At 61.0% G+C, this 22,819-nt stretch carries 19 protein-coding genes; 7 read left to right on the top strand and 12 right to left on the bottom strand.

Features of this window, described 5'->3' with window-relative positions; genetic code table 11:
* Positions 1-40: 40 nt before the first annotated feature.
* From G6K99_RS10530 to G6K99_RS10545, 4 genes are read right to left on the bottom strand one after another with little or no spacing between them, the layout of a single operon-like run.
* Positions 41-1,690, bottom strand: coding sequence for a thiamine pyrophosphate-binding protein (locus tag G6K99_RS10530; protein WP_174196500.1), 1,650 nt, complete (start codon positions 1,688-1,690; stop codon positions 41-43).
* Positions 1,687-2,886 (bottom strand): CaiB/BaiF CoA-transferase family protein, encoded by a 1,200-nt coding sequence (locus G6K99_RS10535; RefSeq protein ID WP_174196501.1) that lies wholly within the window; start codon positions 2,884-2,886, stop codon positions 1,687-1,689. Before G6K99_RS10535 ends, G6K99_RS10530 begins: the two co-directional genes overlap by 4 nt.
* Positions 2,887-2,888: 2 nt before the next feature.
* Positions 2,889-3,854 carry a DMT family transporter gene (locus G6K99_RS10540; protein ID WP_174196502.1) on the bottom strand — a complete coding sequence of 322 codons (966 nt, stop codon included), beginning with the start codon at positions 3,852-3,854 and terminating at the stop codon, positions 2,889-2,891.
* 54 nt (positions 3,855-3,908) lie between these two features.
* Complete coding sequence (locus tag G6K99_RS10545; RefSeq protein WP_174196503.1) at positions 3,909-4,871, bottom strand: alpha/beta fold hydrolase; 963 nt, start codon at positions 4,869-4,871, stop codon at positions 3,909-3,911.
* A gap of 149 nt (positions 4,872-5,020) precedes the next feature.
* On the opposite strand from G6K99_RS10545, the gene G6K99_RS10550 reads away from it, so the two are divergent.
* From G6K99_RS10550 to metF, 4 genes are all read left to right on the top strand, one after another.
* Complete coding sequence (locus tag G6K99_RS10550) at positions 5,021-6,823, top strand: hypothetical protein (RefSeq protein WP_174196504.1); 1,803 nt, start codon at positions 5,021-5,023, stop codon at positions 6,821-6,823.
* A gap of 120 nt (positions 6,824-6,943) precedes the next feature.
* On the top strand, positions 6,944-8,593 hold the full coding sequence (ettA, locus tag G6K99_RS10555; RefSeq protein WP_062456108.1) for an energy-dependent translational throttle protein EttA: 1,650 nt from the start codon (positions 6,944-6,946) through the stop codon (positions 8,591-8,593).
* A gap of 150 nt (positions 8,594-8,743) precedes the next feature.
* Entirely contained in the window at positions 8,744-9,742 is a 999-nt protein-coding gene (locus G6K99_RS10560) for a metalloregulator ArsR/SmtB family transcription factor (RefSeq protein ID WP_062581130.1), read from the top strand.
* Positions 9,743-9,752: 10 nt separating this feature from the next.
* Positions 9,753-10,649, top strand: a complete 897-nt coding sequence (gene metF, locus G6K99_RS10565; RefSeq protein WP_062456114.1) for a methylenetetrahydrofolate reductase [NAD(P)H] — start codon at positions 9,753-9,755, stop codon at positions 10,647-10,649.
* A gap of 411 nt (positions 10,650-11,060) precedes the next feature.
* Here the strand turns inward: metF and G6K99_RS10570 are convergent, their stop codons facing one another.
* The 5 genes from G6K99_RS10570 to G6K99_RS10590 all read right to left on the bottom strand — a co-directional run bounded on the left by G6K99_RS10570 (position 11,061) and on the right by G6K99_RS10590 (position 16,295).
* Positions 11,061-11,975, bottom strand: a complete 915-nt coding sequence (locus G6K99_RS10570) for a DMT family transporter (protein ID WP_174196505.1) — start codon at positions 11,973-11,975, stop codon at positions 11,061-11,063.
* Between the two features lie 89 nt (positions 11,976-12,064).
* Entirely contained in the window at positions 12,065-13,294 is a 1,230-nt protein-coding gene (locus G6K99_RS10575) for a lytic murein transglycosylase (protein WP_174196506.1), read from the bottom strand.
* A gap of 130 nt (positions 13,295-13,424) precedes the next feature.
* Positions 13,425-14,219 carry a GH25 family lysozyme gene (locus tag G6K99_RS10580; RefSeq protein WP_113167058.1) on the bottom strand — a complete coding sequence of 265 codons (795 nt, stop codon included), beginning with the start codon at positions 14,217-14,219 and terminating at the stop codon, positions 13,425-13,427.
* Positions 14,220-14,352: 133 nt separating this feature from the next.
* Positions 14,353-15,036 (bottom strand): class I SAM-dependent methyltransferase, encoded by a 684-nt coding sequence (locus tag G6K99_RS10585; RefSeq protein WP_244631425.1) that lies wholly within the window; start codon positions 15,034-15,036, stop codon positions 14,353-14,355.
* A complete protein-coding gene (locus G6K99_RS10590; protein ID WP_174196507.1) occupies positions 15,036-16,295 on the bottom strand; it encodes a DUF3419 family protein in 1,260 nt (419 codons plus the stop codon). The genes G6K99_RS10585 and G6K99_RS10590 overlap by 1 nt, the downstream gene beginning before the upstream one ends.
* Before the next feature lie 108 nt (positions 16,296-16,403).
* Between G6K99_RS10590 and G6K99_RS10595 the strand changes: the two genes are divergently transcribed.
* A complete protein-coding gene (locus G6K99_RS10595) occupies positions 16,404-17,762 on the top strand; it encodes a serine hydrolase (RefSeq protein WP_174196508.1) in 1,359 nt (452 codons plus the stop codon).
* On the opposite strand, the gene G6K99_RS10600 is transcribed toward G6K99_RS10595, so the two are convergent.
* The 3 genes from G6K99_RS10600 to G6K99_RS10610 all read right to left on the bottom strand — a co-directional run bounded on the left by G6K99_RS10600 (position 17,702) and on the right by G6K99_RS10610 (position 20,853).
* Positions 17,702-18,844, bottom strand: coding sequence for a transglycosylase SLT domain-containing protein (locus G6K99_RS10600; protein ID WP_244631426.1), 1,143 nt, complete (start codon positions 18,842-18,844; stop codon positions 17,702-17,704). The two genes, G6K99_RS10595 and G6K99_RS10600, sit on opposite strands and share 61 nt — an antisense overlap.
* A gap of 112 nt (positions 18,845-18,956) precedes the next feature.
* Entirely contained in the window at positions 18,957-19,592 is a 636-nt protein-coding gene (locus G6K99_RS10605; protein WP_174196509.1) for a hypothetical protein, read from the bottom strand.
* 49 nt (positions 19,593-19,641) lie between these two features.
* Positions 19,642-20,853 (bottom strand): pyrophosphate--fructose-6-phosphate 1-phosphotransferase, encoded by a 1,212-nt coding sequence (locus tag G6K99_RS10610; RefSeq protein WP_174196510.1) that lies wholly within the window; start codon positions 20,851-20,853, stop codon positions 19,642-19,644.
* A gap of 355 nt (positions 20,854-21,208) precedes the next feature.
* On the opposite strand from G6K99_RS10610, the gene G6K99_RS10615 reads away from it, so the two are divergent.
* Entirely contained in the window at positions 21,209-21,952 is a 744-nt protein-coding gene (locus G6K99_RS10615; protein WP_062456142.1) for a DnaJ family molecular chaperone, read from the top strand.
* Positions 21,949-22,719, top strand: coding sequence for an N-acetylmuramoyl-L-alanine amidase (locus G6K99_RS10620; RefSeq protein WP_174196511.1), 771 nt, complete (start codon positions 21,949-21,951; stop codon positions 22,717-22,719). The genes G6K99_RS10615 and G6K99_RS10620 overlap by 4 nt, the downstream gene beginning before the upstream one ends.
* Positions 22,720-22,819 lie beyond the last annotated feature (100 nt).

Here is a 22,819-nt window from a genome sequence, read left to right on the forward strand (position 1 = left end):
GCGAAATGTTCCACCCGTCGACTGCTCAGATGCCGCCGTTTCAGTTCCTGTTGCGGATCTGCGTCAGCGTTTTGGCCGGCGTGATCGCTTCCGGATCGAGCCTGATTTCGATGATGGCTGGCTTGCCGCTTGCGCGGGCCCGAAGGTAGGCGGGACCGAAATCCTCCGTCTTCTCGACCAGTTCGCCATGCCCGCCGAAGGCTTGCGCATAGGCGACGAAATCCGGATTGACGAGATCCGTCGCCGACACGCGGCCGGGATATTCCCGTTCCTGATGCATGCGGATCGTGCCGTAGATGCCGTTGTTGACGAGGACGGTGATGATCGGCAATCCGTAGCGGACGGCGGTGATGAATTCCTGTCCATGCATCATGAAGCAGCCATCGCCGGCAAAGCAGACGACTTCGCGTTCCGGAAACAGCTGCTTTGCCGCGACCGCCGCCGGAAGGCCGTAGCCCATCGATCCTGATGTCGGTGCCGACTGCGTGTTGTATTTCCGGAACCGGTGGTAGCGGTGCACCCAGGTGGCATAGTTGCCGGCGCCATTGGTGAAGATCGCGTCGGTCGGAACGTTTTTCTCGATCCAGGCCATGATCGGTCCCATTTGGACGTCGCCGGGGCCGCTTTTCGGGGGCGTCGACCACTTCAGATAGGAATCGTGCATCGACGATTTGCGCTCGGTCCAGAGTGGCAGCGCCGGCGGCTGCAGATCCTTGATGGCTGCGACGAATTCCGCCGGTGCCGCGCAGATCGCCAGATCCGGGCGGTACATCCGGCCAAGCTCTTCCGGATCCGGGTAGACATGGACCAAGGTCTGCTTGGGGTAGGGAATGTCGAGAAGAGTATAGGAGGAGGACGGCATTTCCGACATGCGGGCGCCGATGAGGATCAGGAGATCGCTGTCCTTTATTTCATGCGCAAGCGCCGGGTTGATGCCGATGCCGACATCGCCGGCATAGGATGGATGGAGGTGATCAAACAGCATCTGGCGACGGAATGAGCAGCCGACCGGCAGCTTGAAGCGGCTGGCGAAATCCTGGAAATCCGAAACCGTCTTCTCGTCCCAGCGGGTGCCGCCAAGGATCACCATCGGCCGGCGGGCATTGCGCAGCATCTCGTCGAAGGTCGCGATCTGGCTCTTGCCGGGATGGCTTTCGACCGGGGTATAGGGGCGGGCGTGAACCGCCTCGACGGCTTCCGTCAGCATGTCCTCGGGCAGTGTCAGCACGACCGGGCCGGGGCGACCGGAGGTGGCGACGGCAAAGGCGCGGGTAACGAATTCCGGAATGCGGCGGGCATCGTCGATCTCGCCGACCCATTTGGCGAACTCGGTAAAGGCGCGGCGGTATTCGACTTCCTGGAAGGCTTCGCGTTCCTTCATGTCGCGGCCGATCTGGCCGATGAACAGGATCATCGGGATCGAATCCTGCTTGGCGATGTGAAGGCCCGCAGAGGCGTTGGTGGCGCCTGGGCCACGGGTGACCATGCAGATGCCGGGTTCGCCCGTCAGGCGCCCCCAACTGTCGGCCATCATCGCGGCGCCGCCTTCCTGGCGGCAGACGAGAACCTCGATACCGCTTTCATAGAGCGCATCGAGCACGGCGAGATAGCTCTCGCCCGGAACGCAGGACACTCTGCTGACCCCGTTTGCCTTCAGTGCCTCGACGATCAGTTCTCCACCCGTTTTCATCGATTGCGTTCCTTCTCGATCATATTCAGTTCGGCAAGAATTTCGGCCGTGTGCTCGCCCACGTTCGGGCTCGGCCGGTGATAGGCAAGCGGCGTCTCCGATAGCACGATCGGGCTGCGGACGCCGGGAATGACGGTGCCGTCGGCGGCCTCCAGATCGACACGCAGACCGCGCGCCTTGACCTGGGGATCCTCGAACATTTCACCGATCGAATTGATCGGTCCGACAGGCACGGCATTGTCGCCGCAGGCGGACAGGAGATCAGCCTTGGTCCACTTGATCGTCTCGGCGATCAGCAGACTGCGGACCTCGATCCGGTGCGCGACACGCGCCTTGTTGGTGGAAAACCGCTCGTCGTCTGCCACATGCTCGATGCCGAGAATTCGGCAGAAGCGGCGGAACTGGCCGTCATTGCCAACGGCGAGAATGATGTAGCCGTCCTGGACGTTGATCACCTCATAAGGAGAGATGTTCGGATGGGCGTTGCCGAGGCGGACCGGCGAGATGCCTGATATCAGGTAGTTCATGTTCTGGTTGGCAAGGACCGCCGACATGACATCGAGCAGCGCCATGTCGATATGCTGGCCTTCGCCCGTCCTCATGACGTGGATCAGCGCGCTCTGGATGGCGGTGACGGAATAGATGCCGGTAAAGATGTCGGCGATGGCGACGCCCGACTTCATCGGCTGGCCGTCGGGTTCGCCAGTGATCGACATGAAGCCGGACATGCCCTGGACGATATAGTCGTAGCCGGCAAGGCTCGCATAGGGCCCGTCCTGGCCGAAACCGGTAATCGAGCAATAGACCAGTTTCGGATTGATCGCCTTCAGGCTCTCGTAGTCGAGCCCGTATTTGTTGAGGCCGCCGACCTTGAAGTTCTCGATCAGGACGTCCGACTGCGCGGCGAGGCGGCGGACGATGTCCTGGCCTTCTTCGGTCTTGAGATCGACCGCGATCGACCGCTTTCCCCGGTTGGTCGAATGGTAATAGGCGGCAGAGAGGTTTTCGCCGTCGACGCTTTCGACGAAGGGAGGGCCCCAAGCGCGGGTATCGTCGCCGCCGTCAGGGTTTTCGACCTTGACCACATCGGCACCCATATCGGCCAGCATCTGGCCGGCCCAGGGGCCTGCGAGCACGCGGGCCAGTTCGAGAACGCGAATGCCGGCAAGCGGCGGCTTTTTCTTGGGCTCATCCATGATCAGGGGCTTACCACTGTGTTTTCGCTGTTGGTGACGGGCTTAAGCGAGGCGGCGCGGCGTTCGCGCCAGATGATGTAGAGGCCTGACCCGATGATGATGGAGATGCCGAGCCATTTGACCGGATCCGGGAAGTCGCCGAACACCAGCCAGCCCAGCAAAGTGGCCGAGACGATCTCGAAATACTGAAGCGGCGCAATGACCGAGGCGGGCGCGGCGCGATAGGCATAGACTGCGAGCAGGCCGGAGAGGGCGGCGACAGTGCCGACACCGACCATCCATGTGGTCGTCGTCAAATCGGGGACCGAGGGGGCCATAAATTCGATGCCGCTGACATGACCGATCAGGAGGAGGGCACCTGATATCGGAATTCCCCAGAGCGACATCTGAAACTGCATCGACCATGGGTTTTCGCGATGGGCGAGCGCCCGCGTCATCAGGGCGAAGACGGCGACGCCGAAAGCTGTGACCACGGGCAATACCGCGATATAGCCAATTTCCTGGAAGCTCGGGCGGATGACGATCATCGCGCCCAGGAAGCCGACGCCGCAAGCCGTGTAGCGCCGCCAGCCGATGATTTCCTTGAGGAAGATCGACGACATGACGGTAAGGATGATCGGCTCGACGAAGAAGATCGCGACGGCGTCTGCGACTTCCATGACGGCAAGCGTTGCAACGAAGCAGATCATCGACAGCGTGATCACCGCTGCGCGGATGGCGTGATAGAAACTGAGTTCCCACGAGAAATTGCGCCACGATCCGGTCCACAGCACGATCGGCAGCATGCAGAGGCCCTGGACGATGAAGCGCACCATGGTGATCAGGGTCGGGGATGCACCGTCGGTCGCGAGCTTGGAAAACACGTCGATCAGCGGCGTGATCAGCATGGCAAGCAGCATCAGGCCCATCCCGGCGGAAATGCCGGATGCTTGCAGAGCAGGTCTCGTATGCGCATGCGGTGACGTCATGGCAAAGCTATACCTTCGGCATTCTCCGAGCGCACTTGAGGAAATGTCATGAACTCATTCCGTTTGCGTGCGGTCATCGCGCGACGGATCAGAGCGGCGCGAATTGAGCGTTTTTGCCCATGCGGCAAAGGCGTTTGTCGCGCGATCCCGGACCCGATCGTTGAGAGTCTCGTGACGGGTTTGCGGGTAGATGATCGTCTCGACATTGTGCATGCCGCGTTTCTGGAACCTGTCCGCGAGCCAGCGCATGGCGCGCCCGCCATCGGTCGCCGGATCGTCCGTGCCACCGACCAGATTGACCGGCATGTCGGCGGGCAGGCGATCCAGCAGCGCGGGTCCCCGGTAGGACATCTCGAAGATGTCGAGCCAGAGCGAGACACTGGCATCGAAGCCGCAGAGCGGGTCGGCAATGTAGGCATCCACTTCGGCCGGGTCGTGGCTCAGCCAGTCGAAATCGGTGCGATGGCCGGGGATCGATCTGCCCCATGCGCCAAAGGTGAGTTTCGGCAGATGCGTGCTTGGAACATCAGACCCTTTCAGCGCGCGCTCGACAAGCAGAATTGCCTGGGCACCGCGCCCGGCAAGGCCTGGATTGAAGTTGGAGTTCCAGACGGCAATCCCGTCAAAGGCTTGCGGATAATCGATTGCGGCATTGAGGGCGATCAGGCCGCCCATCGAATGCCCGACGAGAATGATCGGCAGGTCCGGATGGGCATCAGCCGCGAGATCGCGAATCGCTTTCACATCCGCAGTTACAAGCCTTTCACCGTCCCGCAAAGCAAAGCGGCCTAGCGGTATGCCGGGTGCCGTGGTCTCGCCATGGCCGCGATGGTCGGGGGCGTAGACGTGGAAACCATGGGCCGCCATCGCCTCGGCAAACCGCCGGTAACGGCGGGAATGGTCGGCGAGACCGTGCAAGACGAGGATGACGCCACGGCCGTCCGATGTCGCGGGTTGATGATGAAATGCTATGCGTGCGCCCGTCGAACTATTGAGCCAGTTGGTTGTGTCAAACATCGCTATTCCTGCGGCACCGACGCTGTCAGTCGCTTGTCCTGCCCGGCCGCTTCTCCCGTTCGATCTTTCGCAGAGGCAATCCGGTAGCGCAATGTTAATTCAAGCTAGGTAAGCCGGTGCTGAAGGGCAAAACGCAGGTGGCTTCGAGGATGGCTGGCGCGAGGAGAGGCGAGGCAGGCGCGTCATCGACGCGGCAGGAAGGATCGCTTCTGCGGATCTTTTTCGTTGTCTACCTGACGGCAATCGTTTTGCTGCTACTCGACCTTTCCGATGGACGGCTGTTCTTCGCGGATGTGGATGATGTTCTCCGGGGCGTTCAGATTCGCCATCTGTTATCCGCATCCGGGTCCTTCTGGGACCTGACATTGCCGATGATCGACAGCCCAGGGATCTACGTCTCGCCCTGGTCTCGTCTCGTCGACCTTCCCTATGCCGGCCTTTCGCTTCTGCTGACGCCGCTGCTCGGCCGCGACGGCGCCATCTCCGCATCCCTGCTGATCTGGCCGCCGATGCTGCTTTCGGTCTATGGGCTGTTTGTTGCCATGATCTGGAAACGCATTGCTCCGATCACCGAGGGTATTCATTATCTCCGGCTGGCGGCTGGGACGTTTGCGATGCTGTATGCGGTCTTCGAATTTGTGCCCGGTCGGATCGACCATCACAATGTCCAGATCGTTGCTTTGATGGCCGTCGCCTACGGTCTTGTCCGCTTCGATCGTATCGGCGGTATCGTTGTCGGGGTAGGCACCGTCATGTCGGTCGCCATCGCACTCGAAGGTCTGCCGTTCCTGGTCATCATGTTCGGCGGACTTGTTGTGGCATTCGTCGCAGGGGCGACCAGGGCGGCCGAAACGCTCTCGGCGGCGTCGGCCACAATATGTATCGCCATTGTTCCAACAGCTTTGGCACTGCTTGGTGCCTCGGGTACGATGTCGACGCAGTGCGATGCGTTTTCTGCACCCTATATCGGTCTTCTTGTCGGTCTGTCCGGCACATCCTGGATTGCCTGCAGATGTTTCGCCGATGCATCCGGCTGGGTAAAACTCGCCGTTCTTGCCGCTGCCTCGATCGGCGTCATCGTTGCAACCGGAACCTCTTTTCCTGAATGCCTTGCGGGCCCCTATGCCGGGATGGATCCGCTCGCCAAGCAGCTATGGTTCGACCGGGTGCCGCAGGAGCAGGGACTGCTCCATTATGCAGGCGGCTCGCCGTTGCCGGGCATCTTGTTGATCGGTATTTTCGTCACCATATTGGCGCTCGCGGCGCCACGGGTTTTGAACGAGGTTCGCGCCGGTAACCCGGGCGTCGCGATTGTGTTCGTCACCGCGATCGTCAGTGTGGTGCTGGCGATCTGCCTGCTTCGCTACATCCGTTTTCCATTCGTCTTTGCTGCACTTTTCGTGCCGCTGGCGCTCCGCCATATCGACGAGGAATCCAGGCAACCCGGCCGGGCAGCAAGGACCGTGTTGGGCGTCGGGGGCGGCGTCGTCATGCTGATTCTCGGTCTGTGGATGCTCTCGCGGCCACAAGCGATACACGGCGATGCCGTCCAGGCGATGACCGTTGGCGACTGCAAGACCAGTGACCTGTCGGCGATCTCAAAGGTCGGAGGGGGACACATTCTAGCGCCGCCGGCCCTTGCAATGTCGGTGCTGAGGAACCCGATGCCATCAGGGCTGACGGTCGGGCCGATCCCGTTTCACCGGGCCTCACGCGGGATGGCGAACGCCTATACAGCCTTCATCACAACCGACCCAGAGACGCGTCGCGAAGCGCTTGCACCGTTCGATTATGTGGCGGTCTGCCGTTTCCCTGCGCAGACTGAGCCTGGATCGGCGCCGCTTTACGATGCATTGTCCGCGAGCAAGGACTGGCCCGGTCTCGCACGGCTCGAGACCGGTCGCGCAAATCCGTTTCAGCTTTTCCGGATCGACCACGCAAACCTGCGCTAGAAAGCCTCCGGTCCCACGATTCCGTTCGGAAAGCGCATGGTTTGCGCCTCGTATGCGTTGCTCCCAGGCCCGTCTTCGCCTACATAGCGGGCAAACAAATTCCCCGGAGCACATTTATCCATGGCACGTCAGTTCATCTATCACATGTCGGGGCTGAACAAGTCCTACGGCGCCAAGAAGATCCTCGAGAACGTCAACCTGTCCTTCTATCCGGATGCCAAGATCGGTATCCTCGGTCCGAACGGCGCGGGTAAGTCGACGGTTCTGCGCATCATCGCTGGACAGGACAAGGAGTTCACCGGTGAGGCCTGGCTCGCTGAAGGTGCGACCGTCGGCTATCTCGAGCAGGAACCGCATCTCGACCCAACGAAGACGGCTTTCGAGAACGTCATGGTCGGCGTTGCTGCCAAGACCGCGGTGCTCGAGCGCTACAACGAACTGATGATGAACTATTCCGACGAGACGGCGGACGAAGGCGCCAAGCTCCAGGACGTCATCGACGCACAGAACCTCTGGGATCTCGACAAGCAGGTCGAAATGGCGATGGAAGCGCTACGCTGCCCGCCGAAGGATTCGGACGTCACGCTGCTTTCGGGTGGTGAGCGTCGCCGTATCGCGCTCTGCCGTCTGCTTCTGTCGCAGCCGGATCTGCTGCTGCTCGACGAACCGACCAACCACCTTGACGCCGAGACCATCGCCTGGCTCGAAAAGCACCTGCGCGACTATCCCGGCGCCGTGATGATGATCACCCACGATCGCTACTTCCTCGACAACGTCACCGGCTGGATCCTCGAGCTCGACCGCGGCCGCGGGATTCCATACGAAGGCAACTACTCGGCTTACCTGCTGGCGAAGGCCAAGCGCATGCAGCAGGAGTCCCGCGAAGATGCCGGCCGCCAGAAGGCGATTTCGCGCGAACAGGAATGGATCGCCTCCAGCCCGAAGGCCCGTCAGGCCAAGTCGAAGGCCCGTATCAAGGCCTACGAACAGCTGGTCGATGCTGCCGACGGCATCCGTCCCGGCGATGCGCAGATCATCATCCCCGTGTCCGAGCGTCTCGGCCAGGTGGTGATCGAGATGGAAGGCATCAACAAGGGCTTTGAAGGCCGCACGCTGATCAACGACCTGTCGATTAAGCTGCCACCGGGCGGTATCGTCGGCATTATCGGCCCGAACGGCGCCGGCAAGACGACCCTGTTCAAGATGATCACCGGACAGGAAAAGCCGGATGCCGGTTCTGTCCGCATCGGTGAAACCGTGCATCTCGGCTACGTCGACCAGAGCCGCGACGCTCTCGACGGCAACAAGACCGTGTGGGAAGAAATCTCGGGCGGTGCCGAAGTCATCAAGCTCGGCAAGTTCGACATGAACTCCCGTGCCTATTGCGGCGCGTTCAACTTCAAGGGCGGCGATCAGCAGCAAAAGGTCGGCAACCTGTCGGGTGGTCAGCGTAACCGCGTTCACCTCGCCAAGATGCTGAAGGCCGGCGGCAACGTTCTGCTGCTCGACGAACCGACCAACGACCTCGATACGGAAACGCTGGGCGCTCTTGAAAGCGCGCTCGAAGCGTTTGCCGGCTGCGCGATCATCATCAGCCATGATCGCATGTTCCTCGACCGGTTGGCGACGCATATCCTCGCGTTCGAAGGTGATGGCCATGTGGAATGGTTCGAAGGCAACTTCGAGGATTACGAAGAGGACAAGATCCGTCGTCTTGGCCCTGATGCTCTCAATCCCGGCAGCCAGGCCCACAAGCGCCTGACGCGCTAACTGCGACCGACGCAGTTTTGAAGCTTACAAAACCCGGGGTCGTCCCCGGGTTTTTTTGTAGGAATGCAGGCTGAAATCCCGTTGCGTCTTGCATGACAATTTGAAATCACATAAACATATCTTTATATGTTGATTGTGAAGGCGTGTTGTATGGGGTTGGTCCTCGATGAACTGGTGGATGTGCTTAAGACGGCAGGGGAGCCCACCCGGTTCCGTTTGCTGGTGCTTCTGGCCGCGGGCGATCTGACCGTCACGGATCTGACCGAAATTCTAGGTCAGTCCCAGCCGCGGATCTCGCGTCATCTCAAGCTGTTGACCGAAGAAGCGCTGATCGAGCGATACCAGGAAGGCGCCTGGGCTTACTTTCGGCTGCGCCAGGAAGGGAACGGCGCTGCACTGGTCCAGACCTTGCTCGCCTCCGCTTCGCAGGATGATCCGGTGCTTGTGCGCGACCGCGAGCGTCTGACAACTGTGAAAAACCAGCGCTCGGCGAAGGCGCAGGAATATTTCAGCCGCAACGCTTCGCAGTGGGACGAGCTTCGTCGCCTGCATGCGAGCGACGAGACGGTCGAAGAGGCGCTGCTGCGGCTGATCGGCCCATCGCCAGTTGATTCGCTGCTCGATCTCGGCACGGGAACGGGCTGGATCCTGCAGTTGCTGGCAAGCCGCTATCGCCGCGCGATCGGTGTCGATGCCAGCCGCGACATGCTGTCTGTCGCCCGGTCCAATCTCGACGATGCAGGCATCGTCAAGGCATCCGTCCGGCACGGCGACATTCTCAATCCGCCTGTTGAAGGCCAGGATTTCGATCTCATCACCATTCACCAGGTGCTGCATTTTCTCGACCGGCCTGATCTTGCGATCGCCGAAGCCGCCCGCATGCTGCGGCCCGGCGGGCGATTGCTGATCGTCGATTTTGCGCCGCATGCGCTGGAGCATCTGCGTGACGAGCACGCGCATCTGCGCCTCGGTTTCTCCCATCAGGCGATGAACGAGTGGCTGAACAGAGTGGGCCTGGACGTCCAGAAGGTGATCGACCTCAGCCCCGGCCGCGAAGGCGCACTCACGGTGACCGTGTGGCTTGCCGGCGACCGTCGCCTGCTGATGGCGAAAGCCGACACACCCGCTCTCGCCGAAACCGTTATCTAGGAGCCTGATCATGGATACACCCGCAGCCAAGGCCCCGTTCAAGCTCTCCTACGAGTTCTTTCCGCCGAAGTCCGATGAGATGCAGACGCAGCTCTGGGAAACGGTCGATGCGCTTGCAGCCTTCAAGCCGGAATTCGTCACGATGACCTATGGCGCCGGAGGCTCCACGCGCGAGCCGACGCTCGCAGCGGTTCAGCGTATGATCAACGATGCCAAACTCCAGACCGCTGCGCATCTGACCTGCGTCGATGCCGCGCGCGAGGAGGTCAAGTCTGTTGTCGAGGAGTACCGGGCAGCGGGCGTTCGTCGCATCGTTGCGCTGCGTGGGGATTCGAGCGCAGGCGTCGGCGCGGCCTATACGCCGCATCCCGACGGTTTCTCGGACACGGCCGATCTGGTGCGCATGCTGGTCGAGTATGGCGACATGGATATTTCCGTCTCCGCCTATCCGGAAATGCATCCGGAAAGCCCGAGCATGGCCGCCGATATCGATACGCTCAAGCGCAAGGCAGATGCAGGTGCCAACCGCGCGCTGACGCAGTTCTTCTTCGACAACGAAGTGTTCGAGCGTTATCTCGAGGCCGTTCATGCGGCCGGCATCACCATCCCGATCGTGCCGGGTATCATGCCGATTCAGAACTTGACGCAGTTGAAGCGTTTTGCGGGCCGCTGCGGCGCCACCGTTCCGGCGTTTCTCGATGCCCGTTTCGAAGGGTTGGACGACAAGCCTGATGATCGTGCCAAGGTTGCGGCCGATGTTGCAGCCGAGCAGATCGCAGACCTGATGCGCCGCGGTCACGATCACTTCCATCTCTACACGATGAACCGCGTCCCGCTGGTCTCAGGTGTGCTGGAACGGCTTGGCCGGCACCCTGACAAGGATGCAAACGTCGGTAACGCTGCGTAGCTCCGACAATGAAAAAGCGCATGTTCCATGCGGGAACATGCGCTTTTGTAATGCTGCCGATTATCAAACGGTCAGTCCGAGGTATCACCGGTCACCGGTTGCATGCGTTGTTTTGGAATGCGTCTAGATGAACAACATCGAAGCGACGAACACAAACGCAATACCAACCACCAGGACATTGAGAGGGTAGGTTCTTCCCATGTCTGCCTCCTTGCGTTGACTGACAGAGTTTATGTCTGTTTCATGGCAAATGGGAAGAGGGAAACTGTGCTGCAGCGCATCAAGACGCGGCCGAAACCGACCAATGATTTGCCATCTCATTGATTTGACAACGGAAAGTCCCGTTAACGGAAGTTTTCAAAGTGTTAAATATCGCGATCAGACGGTTAACAGTACCGTTTCCAGCGAGGACTACGTCGCTGTTGTGCGGGTGCGAAGGATTCGCCCATCCAGCAGAAGGAGCCCTGCACAGATGACCGCCATGCCGGCAATATCATTCCATTCCAGTCGTTCGCCGAGGAAGAATACTCCCAGAAGAATGGCGCTCGGAGGGATGAGCAGCGTGACGAGGGAAGCGTTGGTTGCGCCGGCCAGTGCCAGGACCCTGAAGAAGATCAGGTAGGCGAGCGCGGTCGAGAGTAACGCCAACGCTACGATAGCCATGACGACGTGAGGAGACGGTGCAGCAAGCGTCCAGGGTTGGTCCGCGACCAGCGAGACCGGCAGTATCATCAGGCTCGACGCCGTGAGCTGTCCCGTGGCCGTCACCGGGGCCGGTATGCCGCGGAAGCGTTTTCCGTAGGTGCCGGCGATACCATAGGAGATCGCGGCGCCGATCGGCAGGAGCAGCGCCCAGAGCGGTGCTGCCGTATCTGTAATCGTGCTCGGGCCGATCAGGATGCAGGTGCCGACAAGGCCTGCAGCGCATCCTGCGAGCTTTGCCCCGGTCAGCTTTTCGTCCGACGTCCACTGGTTGGCGATGATGACGGTCCAGATCGGCGTCGTCGCGTTGAGGATCGAGGCAAGGCCTGCGCCGATCTCCGTCTGGCCGAAGAAGATCAGCGTGTGCGGCAGAGCGTTGTTGAGGAAGCCCATGACGAGAAAGGCGCGCCAGTGGGTGGCAAGGATGGAGTAGGTTCCGTTGCGGCCGTGCAGGTAGATGTGGAGAGCGAGCGCCGCAAGACCGAGGCGCAGAAACACCAGCGTGAACGGCGGTACTTCCTGGACGGCGATGCGGGCGAAGAAGAACGAGCCGCCCCAGAGAAGGCCGAGCACGAACAGCAATGCCCAGGCGACGGGGGTCAGTCTGGCTGCGGCGGATGACATGGAATGCCTTTGTTGATGCTGCTCGAAGATAAAACGGGCGGCGGTCAGCCCGCCACCCGTTTCATGTCATGTGATGCAAGGCCCGCTGATCAAAGCGCGGACAGCAAAGCCTGGGTCGGCCAGCCGTCTGCCGGCATGCCGAGGCGTGCCTGTTCCTTCTGGACGGCAACGCGGGTGCCGGAGCCCAGAATGCCGTCGATCTTGCCGACATCGTGGCCGTGCGCCTGAAGCTTGGTCTGCAGTGCCTTCATGCCCGTATCGTCGAGGCCCGGTTCCGGGTTGCCCTTCAGGTAAGGCGGGGCGCCGGACAGGCGGGTGGCGAAATAGGCGGCAGACGTCGTGTAGATGAACGACTGGTTCCACTGCAGGTAGATACCGAAGTTCGGATAGGTCAGGAACGCGGGTCCCTTGCGGCCCTGCGGCAGAACGAGTGCTGCCGGCAGGTTGCCAAAGGACGTGACACCATCGCGCGGCGTGACACCGTAGGAGAACCATTCGCTGGCGGGGATCTCGTTGCCGAGGCCGCTCTTTTCGAAGGGCAGGCTTTCCGGCAACGTCACTTCCTGGATCCAGGGCTGGCCGGGCGTGAAGCCCATGCTCTGAATGAATTTGGCCGCCGTCAGGATGGCGTCGGGACCGCTCGTCTTGACGTTGATGTGGCCGCTGTTGTCGCCATCGACGCCGTGGGCGATGATGTCTTCCGGCAGCATCTGCACCTGGCCGATTTCGCCGGCCCAGGCGCCGGTGTTGGTGGCCGGGTCGAGATCGCCGTGCTGGACCATTTCGATCAGCGCGATCAGCTGCGGCCGGAACAGGCCCGGACGGCGGCAATCATGCGACAGCGTGACAAGCGCGTTGCGGGTGTTGAAATCGCCCTGAACGGCACCGAAATCGGTTTCCATCGCCCAGAATGCGGTGATGACTCCCGGCGCAACACCGAATTCGCTCTGGGCGCGGCCGAACACGTCCGAAAGCTGCTTCATCTTCTGACGACCGATATCGAGGCGGCCCTGGCTGACGGTGCGCTGCGAGAATTCGAGGAAGGTCTGGCGGAAGACGCCCTGCGCGCGGTCGCGTGACAGAACTTTCTGGTCGATCTCGGCGCCTGCAAATGCCTGATCCGCGGCGGCAGCGGTAGCACCGGCTTTGATCGCGTCAGCCTTGACGCCGTCGAGGAAGGTCGCAAGATCGCCGCCGCAAGGTGCTGCCGGAATTGGTGGAGCGGTCGGCTGAGCGGCTGTCTGGGCAAGGGCGGTGGAAGAGAGGCACGCGGCGAGAGCACAAGCCAAAGCTGCGCGGCGGACAAGTGTCGAAGACATCAGCGGTTTCCTAAAATCGATTTCTTCCGCGCGACATGGTCACTGGTGGACATGGGCGCAGACCCTCAGGTCGCGCCGGTTTTAGCGTAACGTCAGATACATTGCCAGAGAGCTTGTGCGGGTTAGCACATCAGTCGGCCGACGCAATAAAGGTCTTCCACGCTTTGCTGTTTCCCGCAAAGACATTGATATCGGTTGCGCCTTTGACGCCCGGGACAACGCCGGTTGCCGTGTACTGCCAGAACGCCCACTTGCGGTCCGTATAGATCTTGGTCGGATGGGCGGCGACCGAGCGAACCCAGAAATGGTAGTTGGGGAAGGCGCCGACGAGGTTGTCGCGGTGGAAATCGACCGACGTGTAGATGATCGGGCGCTTGCCGTAATGGGCCTCGATCCTGTCCATGAAGCGTTTCATGCTGGCGCGTACAGTCACCGGATCCGGCTTTAGCTTGCAGGTGGGCGAGGCGTGGTTCCATTCCATGTCCAGCACCGGCGGCAGCATGTTTGCTTCCTTGGGAACATTGGCGATGAACCAGTCTGCCTGATCTTCCGGTGTCGAGCAGAAATAGTAGAAATGATAGGCCGCGTGCGGAATGCCTGCATTGGCGGCGTTGCGCCAATGGGTGGTGAAGGCGGAATCGATGCGGTCCTTGCCCTCGGTGCCCTTGATGAAGACGAAGGCGACGCCGGATTTCTTCACCGTCTGCCAGTCGATGTCGGTGCCGTTCCATTTAGACAGGTCGATGCCGTGAACCTCGTGGCGGCCCGGATGGTTGGCGCCGAAATCCTGCGGATCCGTGTCCTTGAACTTCATCTGCCGGACAGAGCCAGTATCGACCAGATCGTAGCTCGTGGACGTACAACCGGACATCAGAAGCGCGGCAGACAGGACGGCAGCAGAAAGAACGGTTGGAAGCCGGGGCATGAAGGTTCCGTGTTAGGGCAGAGACAAAGAGCCTTGTCCGCGATCGAGTGGGCAAAAGGGAGGCGTAGCGTCCCGTTTACCATAAGCTCGTAAAAATTCAGTTAGAAAGCAAGATCTGGAATACGCTTAGTGATTATCCCCGGCGGCGAAGGATCGCCCGCCAGGCATAGCCGCGGCCGATCACCTCGAACATCATGTCGGCCTTTGCCGTTGCGAGACGCTTTTCCAGCGCCTGTTCGAGGGTGGCGCGCGGGGTCACATGAAAGCGGGCGAGCCAGGACTTGAGCGCAGACCCCATGATGTTCGGCAGGTTTTCCTGCTGTCCGAAGTCGACGATATGCAGCGACCCTTGAGGCGAAAGCGCCGCAAGGGCGGCGTCGATCGCCTTCTCCCAGTCTGGGATCATCGACAGGGCATAGGAAATGAGGATCCGGTCGAAACCGTTGACGCCGAACTCCTCCGCCGTGAATGTCATGGCATCTGCGACCTTCAGAATAGGCTTTATTTCCGTGCCGCGAAAATTCGCGTCTGCCGTCTGGAGCATCTGCGCGGAGATATCGAGGCCGTAAAGTTTCGCGTTCGGGAAAAGCTTGTGGGCGAGGAGAAGGTTGCGGCCGGTTCCGCAGCCGACTTCCAGCACGCTTCCTCCGACTGGCGGGGCAAGGCCTGCGATCGTGCCATCGCGTCCCAGGAGATAGTATTTGCGGGTGAGGTCGTAGATATGCCGCTGGTAGCGGTACATCCGGTCCATCCTGCCGGCATGGCCGATCTCTTCACGATTGGCCGGTCCGAGGTTGCCTGCGTCGGTCTCTGCCATCAGTCGGCCTTTGCGTAGACATGGAAGCCGCCGTAGATGGCGGAGCGGTCCTGCAGGTTGAGGGCCTGCGAGCGCTCGTCGAGATAGGTCCAGCGCGCGGCAAGCGAGGGCGAGAGGCGCCCTTCGATGACACTGCGCTCGGCGGCCGTCCGGAAGATCACCCTTGCGCCGACAGCGGCCGTCCGGTCGATCTCCGACCAGAGGTCGTTGATCTGCTGGTCGTTCATCCAGTCCTGCGCGTCCAGCAAGACGTAGCGATCGACGGAGCCCGCCGTCTTGCGCTTGAGGAGAGCGGTGAAACTCTCGTGGTGAACCGCGACCCGGTCTGTGGCGGCCCGGATCGCCTTGTAGTTGCCTGCCTTGAGATAGGTGGGCAGCGTGCCTTCGTGGGCGGCGGGATAGCGGCGGACAAACGCCTGCCAGGCGAAATAATTGTCCTTCAGAGGAAAATGACAGGCGAGCTTTTCGAGACGCTCCCGCAGCACGGTCGCGATTGAGCCGTTATCGCTGCCGCCTGTCGCCATGCCGGCCAACTCGTCATATTGCTGCGGCGGAATGCCAAGTCCGAACAGCGAGCTCTTGTTCGAGGTAATCCAGCGGACAAGTTTTCTGTCGAACAGGGGCGCGATCTCTTCGTCGAAGAAGCGGCGCTGATCTCGGACCGATTTGGTCTGCGCCATCTTCGTCAGATCGACGCCATGCAGGCGCGCCAGAAGGTGTCCCGCGCCGATGAACCGGCCGAGAAGACCGGTGCGGTAGATGTTGCGGTCGAACACGGAGATGCGGCGACGGCCGGTGATAGACCGCTTCTGCCAGTAGCTGCGGGTTGCGCGATCTAGATGCGACGCGATCAGTCTGTCGAAGGTGACGCTGTTCGATCGTGTACCCTGCGCCGAGAGAAACCTGACGACATCCATATGGCTCGACAGATGACGGAATGCCGCGAGCTTCAGCCGATTCAGCGCGACATGGTGGGGGTTAAGATCTACGACATCGATCCTGCGCGGATTGCGGGAGAGGTAGGCCAGCATGTTGCAGCCACCGGAGCCGATGGTGACGATCGCATGCTCCGATGAGAGCTCCATTGCTTCCATGTCGACGTCTGGATCTTCCCAGATCTGAGGATAGACGAGACCGGAAAACAGGAGCCCGAACAGCCGTTCCGACAGCCCTTCGCGCGACAAGAGTTTGTGCTGGAGAAGCGCATCCTTGAGCTTCTGGTTGCTGGTGAAACCGGTTTCCCTGACGACGTCGGCCATTGCGTCTCTCGCTGCGTGAATTATTTCGCGATCTGTAGAACGCAGGCCTAAACCCGGCATGCTACAGCTGGATGACGCGGGCTGTTGGTGAACAAGGACATTTGACATATGCGCCTGATGAAGCGGATCGTGACGGGAACTGCCGGGGCATTGGTACTTGGTATCGTCGGGGGACTTGCGTGGATCACCATCGCGCCGCCGCAACTGCTTAGGGTCGGGAGCGGCTATGCGGCCAAGATCGTCTGCTCCAACGTGTTTCTGGCCGGACGCGATCCGCAAGAGGTGCTGGCGAGCGACGTGCAGGCGCCGGGCAACCCGCTGCTCCTGATGATGCGGGTGACCGTTGACCGCGATGCCGGACGTGTCGATGCCGGGCTGCTTGGCTTCATCGGAACCAATCAGGCAACCTACAGGCCTGGCCTCGGCTGCACCGTTTCGCCGGATGGTTCGGCGTTGCCGCAAGTCGCGCTGCCGCCGCGATCGTCACTCTCGGTCGATCAGGCTTCGCCCTGGCCGGTGGGGCAGGGGGTCGAACGCGATCCGCGTGTGATGGCGGTGCTAGAGGATAAGGCACTGACGGGGCCTGGCATGGGGGCTGTGGTGGTCGTCAAGAACGGGCGCATCATCGGCGAGGGGTATGGAGACGGCTTCTCGAAGGATACGCCGTTGCTCGGCTGGTCAATGACGAAAACCGTCAATGCGGCGCTGATCGGCACATTGATGAACAGCGGCCGGATGTCGCTCGGAGATCGTGATCTTCTGCCCGCGTGGAGCAACGACAACCGACGCGAAATCACGCTTGCCAACCTTCTTGCCATGGAGAGCGGGCTTGGTTTCAACGAGAACTACGGTGCGGTCGCCGATGTCACACGGATGCTCTACCTCGAACCCGACATGGCCGCCTTCACGGAAACGATCCCGCTCGAGGCCGATCCCGGTTCGCGTTTCAGTTACTCGTCGGGCTCCAGCGTATTGCTGTCGAAGATCTGGATGGACAGGATCGGTGATCGCGCGACGGCTCTTGGCTATCCCTCTCGCGCATTGTTCGATCCGCTCGGCATGACAAGTGCCGTGATGGAGCCAGATGCGGCGGGGACGTTTGCCGGCAGTTCCTATCTCTATGCGACCGGGCGCGACTGGGCACGGTTCGGCCTGTTTCTGGCGCGCGACGGGGTGTGGAACGGGATGCAGCTGCTGCCGGACGGTTTCGTGCATCTGATGCAGGAGCCGAATGCCCATTCGGGCGGACGGTTTTCGAAGATGCAGACGTGGCTACCAAAGCCAGACGACGTGGCGCTGCCTGAAGATACGTTCTACCTGCAGGGCCATGACGGGCAGACCATCGCGGTCATGCCGTCGGCTGATCTCGTGGTGGTGCGGCTTGGGCTGACGCCCCGGTCGCTGGGTTACGAACCGGGCTTGCTGTTCGGCGCTGTTGCGAAGGCGACGGGTGTCGTGGGGCTCTGATCAGCCTTCAGCACATGCAGCATGTCGCGGCGCTTGGCGTCGTAGTAATAGCCGCGAGCGTAGAGGCGGATCGCGTTGTCGTTCTTGTTGTCGGCGACGAGCCAGGCGCCACGGAGATATCGGATCGCGTATTTGAGATTGGTCTCGGCGTCCAGCAGTCCTTCCGGCTTGCCCTGGTAGCCCATCGACTTCGCGGTCGAGTACTTGATCTGCATCAGGCCCCAGTAGCCGTTCTTGTGATAGGCCTTGGGATTGTATTTGCTTTCGCGATGGACGACGCGGTGCACCAGCGATTCCGGCACGCCGTAGAGACCGGCATAGCGCTTGATGAGCTTCTTGAGGTCTGCGGGCGCGTTCGACGCGGTATCCGGCATCGGCTCGCCGGGAGCCGGCGGAAAGTCCTTGATATTGCCCATGGCCGAGACCGCAGCCACAGCGCGGGGTGCGGCTGCATAGGCAAGCGTGGAGCTTGCGGCAGCCGGCGTTGCAGCACCAGCAATAGCGCTCGATGTAAGCGTGGCCGGACGCGGTGTCGGCACGACCGATTGCAGCGCCACCATATCCGGCGTCAGTTCTTCCTCGTCGAGCGCGATGGCCTGCGCTGCTGCCGGCTGGATCTGGCCGGACGCAACGGCGGTCGCGACCGGCGGCGACACGAGACGGCTCGACTTCTGGGTCATGACCGAACCGGCTGCGGGCTTGAGCGGCTGCGCGGATGCAAGGCTCACGGGCTGGACTGCGGTTGCGATCGGCGGCGGCGTGAAGGCAACGATCGGCGCCATGGTCGGAGACGCCATGGCGGCATTCTGAGCCGATACGGTTTCTACGGTTGGCGGAACCGGAACGGCGATGCGACCGCTCTTGGCGATCTGCGCCATTGTCTGGCCGGGCGCCATTTGTTGAGATTGATCGGCGGCGGAAGAATTGTACTGGATGACGAGCTGACCGTCAGCTGACGTGGTCTGAGACGGCTGACTGGAAGCGACTTTTGTATCGCGCTCAACGCTGGAGCATCCAGCCAGAACGGAAGACATCGCAAGCGCCACAGCAGCTCTACGGCTGACGAATCTGACCACCGTCATCAGGTTGCTCTCATTTGAAATGGTTACCGTACCCGCCAAAAAGTCACCGATTGTGGATTTCCATTAACGTATAAGGCGGCGCCCGGCAAGTCGAAGGACGCTTTCTGTTTCCTCAAGCGGCGATTCGCCGAAAACCAGCCGTCACGGCACGCCTGGCGATGAATACCGTGCCGGGCTTGTTCAAGGCTGGATTGTGCCTCGAAAATCGCTTTGTGCCCCGCAGCGCAAGGCTGGGGATGAGTGCCTGTGCCAACGCACCGGCAGCGATGGAGGCGAGAAAAATCGCCGTCAGCACTTCGGCCTGAAGGGAGAGCGAAAGCGAAGGGCGCAGAAACTGTGCAGTCAGGGCGGCAACAACGATCGCGTATCTGGGGGTGCGAACGCAGCGAACGAAGACGTCTGCGAAGATCCGGTCAAATCGCCGCGTCGGCAGATTGTCATTGTCGGCGAGCGGCGCGCGGACCTGTGGGTCTTGGAAGCACCAGAGTACATAGACCATGGCGTAGGCGATGCCGACCCAGCCGATCGCGGTCATTGCCGATGGCGCGTAGAAACAGACAAGCAGAAGCGGCGCGAGGCCCGCGGTGAAGGCGAGACCCAGTCCCAAGGCCAATGCGGGGACCGTCACGACTGCGCTCAGACGGCCGCGCTGCTTGGAATAGAGCGCGACTGTCCTCGTCAGCGGGTTGGGAAGGATGACGAGGGCCACAGAGGTCGCGGCAAATGCGAACCATGTTTCGATCGTCATCACATTCCTCCGGAGCCCACGGCTCTCGTTTGTCGCTCAGCGCGACGCGTTATACGGTTTCGTAGGGCTGGCCGATATGGTCCATCACCTCGCCGAACCATTTTGCCGTCAGATCGAAATGTTTTCCACCCTTGATTCGGGGAAATTCGATGGTTCTCAGTTTTCCGCCCTGGTCTTCATCATGGCCGGTGACGCCGGACACCTTGTTGAGAGCGCTTTCGACCGCAAGATCGACCATGCCCTGGATGAGGCGAAGGTCATCACCATTGGCCGGGGCCGAGCGGGCGAAATAGCCTGACTTCTGGACCATCGAGCGTTCGGCACCGATGAGGCCCGCAAACTGGTTCTGGAACCAGCCGCCGACATTGATCGTGTCGAGCTTCACATGGCCGAACGCATCGCGCTTGACGGTGTCGCCGGCGGCTTCCCGTTCCGCGATGATCGTATTCATGCCGGCACCTTCCGAGACGAAGATCGTCACGGTGCCGCGTTCTTCCATCACGCGCTTCAGGCGTGCCGACTCTTGTTCGAGGTCGAACTCCAGTTCCGGCAAATAGAGGCCATCGATGCTTTTCAGCTCGGCGTTCATCATGAGGCCGTCGACATACTCGTTGCCGCGGCTCTGCTCGATATAGGCGCGTGCCGTTGCAGCCGTCAGCCAGCCGCAGTGGCGACCCATGACTTCGTGGATCACGAAGGTGCGGGGGGCTGCGGTCTGCTCGTTGCTGACATTGTCGAAGAAACGCGCGCCGACTTCGGCCGCCGTCCAGGCGCCGAGCGACTGGCGGATCGGCACGACGTCGTTATCGACGGTCTTCGGAAGACCGACGACGGTGAGATCATAGCCATTGGAGCCGAGGTAGGCTGCGAGATCGGCTGCCGTCGTGTTGGTGTCGTCGCCGCCGATCGTGTGAAGGATCGTCACGCCGTCCTTGGCAAGCCGTTCGGCTGCGACCTGCAGTGGGTTGTCGCCTTCCTTGACGAGGCCGCGCTTGACGCAATCGGCGGCGTTGGTGAGCTTGACGCGACTGTTGCCGATCGGCGAGCCGCCGTAACGATGAAGGAGAGGAGCCTTTTCACGCATCTCGGATGTGATCGCGATGCTGTCGCCCAAGAGCACGCCCTGGTAGCCGGAGCGGTAGGCAATGATGTCCAGATCAGGGGCAACATCCGAGTAGCGCTCGATCAATCCGCCGACGGCAGACGAGAGGCAGGGCGCAAGGCCGCCGGCGGTCAGCAGTGCGACTTTCTGTTTGGACATCGATCCTCCTTGATGCGCTCAGGGCGCAAGAAACTGACAAAACGGGATGAATGGATGCGACACCAGCTGGAGCCTGTAAAGTGAATTTCTCAAGAAAATTCCGTCGCTTCGAGGTTTTTCCTGTCCGTTCCCCGATCTAATCGTTTCAAAGAAATCACCAGCCTTGCGGGCTGCCGTGGCACGACAGGGCAGGTCGTTTTCGTCGGCGTTTCGACCCATTGGCCGTCAACGACTTTGTGCCGTTGCCGGACAGACCGGGCTTTCAGCATGATTGTTCGAAAAACATGAACAGAGTTTAATCTTCAGCGGACCGTCCTCAGCTTGCCAAAACGTCGGTTATCTGGTCATTTAAGGGATGATTTTCGATTTCAATTGCCTCCAATTGTCCTCCCTGTGGGAAAGGTTGCTCGGTGCCGTCGGCGATGCCGCGGGCGGTGTGCTCAACCGAGTCGTCGATGCGATCCGCACCATGTTCGAGGGCGATCCGGAAACCCGGCGCCAGGTTTCCTTCTCGGTGGCGATCATTGCCCTGTCTGCAAAGATGGCGAAGGCCGATGGCGTGGTCACCGAAGCCGAAGTGAGTGCCTTCCAGCAGATTTTCGATTTTCCGGCCGAGGAGGCGCGCAACGTTGCACGTCTCTATAACCTCGCGCGCCAGGACATTGCCGGCTACGAGGCCTATGCCACGAAGCTTTCGGGGCTGTGCAGCAGCGGCGACATGGAAAACTGCCCGATGCTTGAGAGCGTCGTCGATGGTCTGTTTCATATCGCCAAGGCGGATGGCCTCGTGCATGAGAGCGAGCTGGCATTTCTGGCGCGCATCGCCGAAATCTTCCGGATCGACGAGGAACATTTCCGCCGCATCATGGCCCGCCACGTGCATCTCGACGGTCGTGACCCGTATCTGGTGCTCGGCGTTTCGCGAGACGACGATTTCTCGGCAATCCGCAAACAGTACCGCCTGCTGGTTTCGGAGCATCATCCCGACCGGCTGATCGCACGCGGCGTGCCGGCAACACTGCATGCGGCTGCGACCGAACGGATGGCAGCGCTCAACGCGGCTTATGAAGCGATCGAGAAAGAGCGCCGCGCGGCATGACAATTCCGGCTTCCTTTGCCGCCGATCATGCCCGCGCCACGGTCGAGCCTTCGCCAAATCATGGGGAAAGGGCAGGCGGGCGCCAGCCGGACATGATCCTCCTGCATTATACCGGCATGCCTGATGCCGATCAGGCGCTGGCATGGCTTCGCAACGAGGCGAGCCAGGTCTCCAGTCACTATTTCATCCATGAAGACGGCCGGATCGTGCAGCTTGTTCCCGAGGCGCGGCGCGCTTGGCATGCGGGCAAAAGCAGCTGGGCCGGCGAAACGGACATCAATTCCTGCTCCATCGGGATCGAAATCGCCAATCCCGGACATCCCGGCGGACTTCCCCATTTTCCGGATATCCAGATCGACGCGGTCGTCGAATTGTGTCGAGACTGCGGCAATCGCTGGGGAATATCCCGGGAACGGGTCGTCGGACACTCGGATGTCGCCCCCATCCGCAAGCTCGACCCGGGCGAAAATTTCCCCTGGCAGAAATTGTATGTGGCGGGGATCGGTCACTGGGTCGAGCCCGGTCAGATCAGCGGCGGCCGGTTTTTCCAGCACGGCGAAAGTGGTCAGCCGATCGAGGCCCTGCAGTCGATGCTGTCGCTCTACGGATACGATATTGAAATCACGGGCACATTCTGCGATCGCACGAAGGGCGTCGTCGAGGCTTTCCAACGGCATTTCAGGCCCGCGCTGGTCGATGGGATTGCCGATTTTTCGACGATCGACACGCTGCATCGGCTGCTCAAGGCACTGCCGAAATACAGCTAGGCGCAAGCTTCGCGAAACTGTCGGAAGCGTTTGCGGACAGGGCTTTTTTGCATTGCCACATGATCTCCTTAATGCGGCTTTCTAAAGAGTTGCTAACGCA

This window comes from Neorhizobium sp. AL 9.2.2 (genome assembly GCF_013317225.1).
In the GTDB taxonomy this organism is placed as follows: Bacteria; Pseudomonadota; Alphaproteobacteria; order Rhizobiales; family Rhizobiaceae; genus Neorhizobium; species Neorhizobium soli.

Excerpts from the sequence above, each read along its gene's own strand:
- G6K99_RS10530 (WP_174196500.1), bottom strand. The coding sequence starts at position 1,690 with ATGAAAACGGGTGGAGAACTGATCGTCGAGGCACTGAAGGCAAACGGG.
- G6K99_RS10535 (WP_174196501.1), bottom strand. The coding sequence starts at position 2,886 with ATGGATGAGCCCAAGAAAAAGCCGCCGCTTGCCGGCATTCGCGTTCTC.
- G6K99_RS10540 (WP_174196502.1), bottom strand. The coding sequence starts at position 3,854 with ATGACGTCACCGCATGCGCATACGAGACCTGCTCTGCAAGCATCCGGC.
- G6K99_RS10545 (WP_174196503.1), bottom strand. The coding sequence starts at position 4,871 with ATGTTTGACACAACCAACTGGCTCAATAGTTCGACGGGCGCACGCATA.
- G6K99_RS10550 (WP_174196504.1), top strand. The coding sequence starts at position 5,021 with ATGGCTGGCGCGAGGAGAGGCGAGGCAGGCGCGTCATCGACGCGGCAG.
- ettA (WP_062456108.1), top strand. The coding sequence starts at position 6,944 with ATGGCACGTCAGTTCATCTATCACATGTCGGGGCTGAACAAGTCCTAC.
- G6K99_RS10560 (WP_062581130.1), top strand. The coding sequence starts at position 8,744 with ATGGGGTTGGTCCTCGATGAACTGGTGGATGTGCTTAAGACGGCAGGG.
- metF (WP_062456114.1), top strand. The coding sequence starts at position 9,753 with ATGGATACACCCGCAGCCAAGGCCCCGTTCAAGCTCTCCTACGAGTTC.
- G6K99_RS10570 (WP_174196505.1), bottom strand. The coding sequence starts at position 11,975 with ATGTCATCCGCCGCAGCCAGACTGACCCCCGTCGCCTGGGCATTGCTG.
- G6K99_RS10575 (WP_174196506.1), bottom strand. The coding sequence starts at position 13,294 with ATGTCTTCGACACTTGTCCGCCGCGCAGCTTTGGCTTGTGCTCTCGCC.
- G6K99_RS10580 (WP_113167058.1), bottom strand. The coding sequence starts at position 14,219 with ATGCCCCGGCTTCCAACCGTTCTTTCTGCTGCCGTCCTGTCTGCCGCG.
- G6K99_RS10585 (WP_244631425.1), bottom strand. The coding sequence starts at position 15,036 with ATGGCAGAGACCGACGCAGGCAACCTCGGACCGGCCAATCGTGAAGAG.
- G6K99_RS10590 (WP_174196507.1), bottom strand. The coding sequence starts at position 16,295 with ATGGCCGACGTCGTCAGGGAAACCGGTTTCACCAGCAACCAGAAGCTC.
- G6K99_RS10595 (WP_174196508.1), top strand. The coding sequence starts at position 16,404 with ATGCGCCTGATGAAGCGGATCGTGACGGGAACTGCCGGGGCATTGGTA.
- G6K99_RS10600 (WP_244631426.1), bottom strand. The coding sequence starts at position 18,844 with ATGACGGTGGTCAGATTCGTCAGCCGTAGAGCTGCTGTGGCGCTTGCG.
- G6K99_RS10605 (WP_174196509.1), bottom strand. The coding sequence starts at position 19,592 with ATGACGATCGAAACATGGTTCGCATTTGCCGCGACCTCTGTGGCCCTC.
- G6K99_RS10610 (WP_174196510.1), bottom strand. The coding sequence starts at position 20,853 with ATGTCCAAACAGAAAGTCGCACTGCTGACCGCCGGCGGCCTTGCGCCC.
- G6K99_RS10615 (WP_062456142.1), top strand. The coding sequence starts at position 21,209 with ATGATTTTCGATTTCAATTGCCTCCAATTGTCCTCCCTGTGGGAAAGG.
- G6K99_RS10620 (WP_174196511.1), top strand. The coding sequence starts at position 21,949 with ATGACAATTCCGGCTTCCTTTGCCGCCGATCATGCCCGCGCCACGGTC.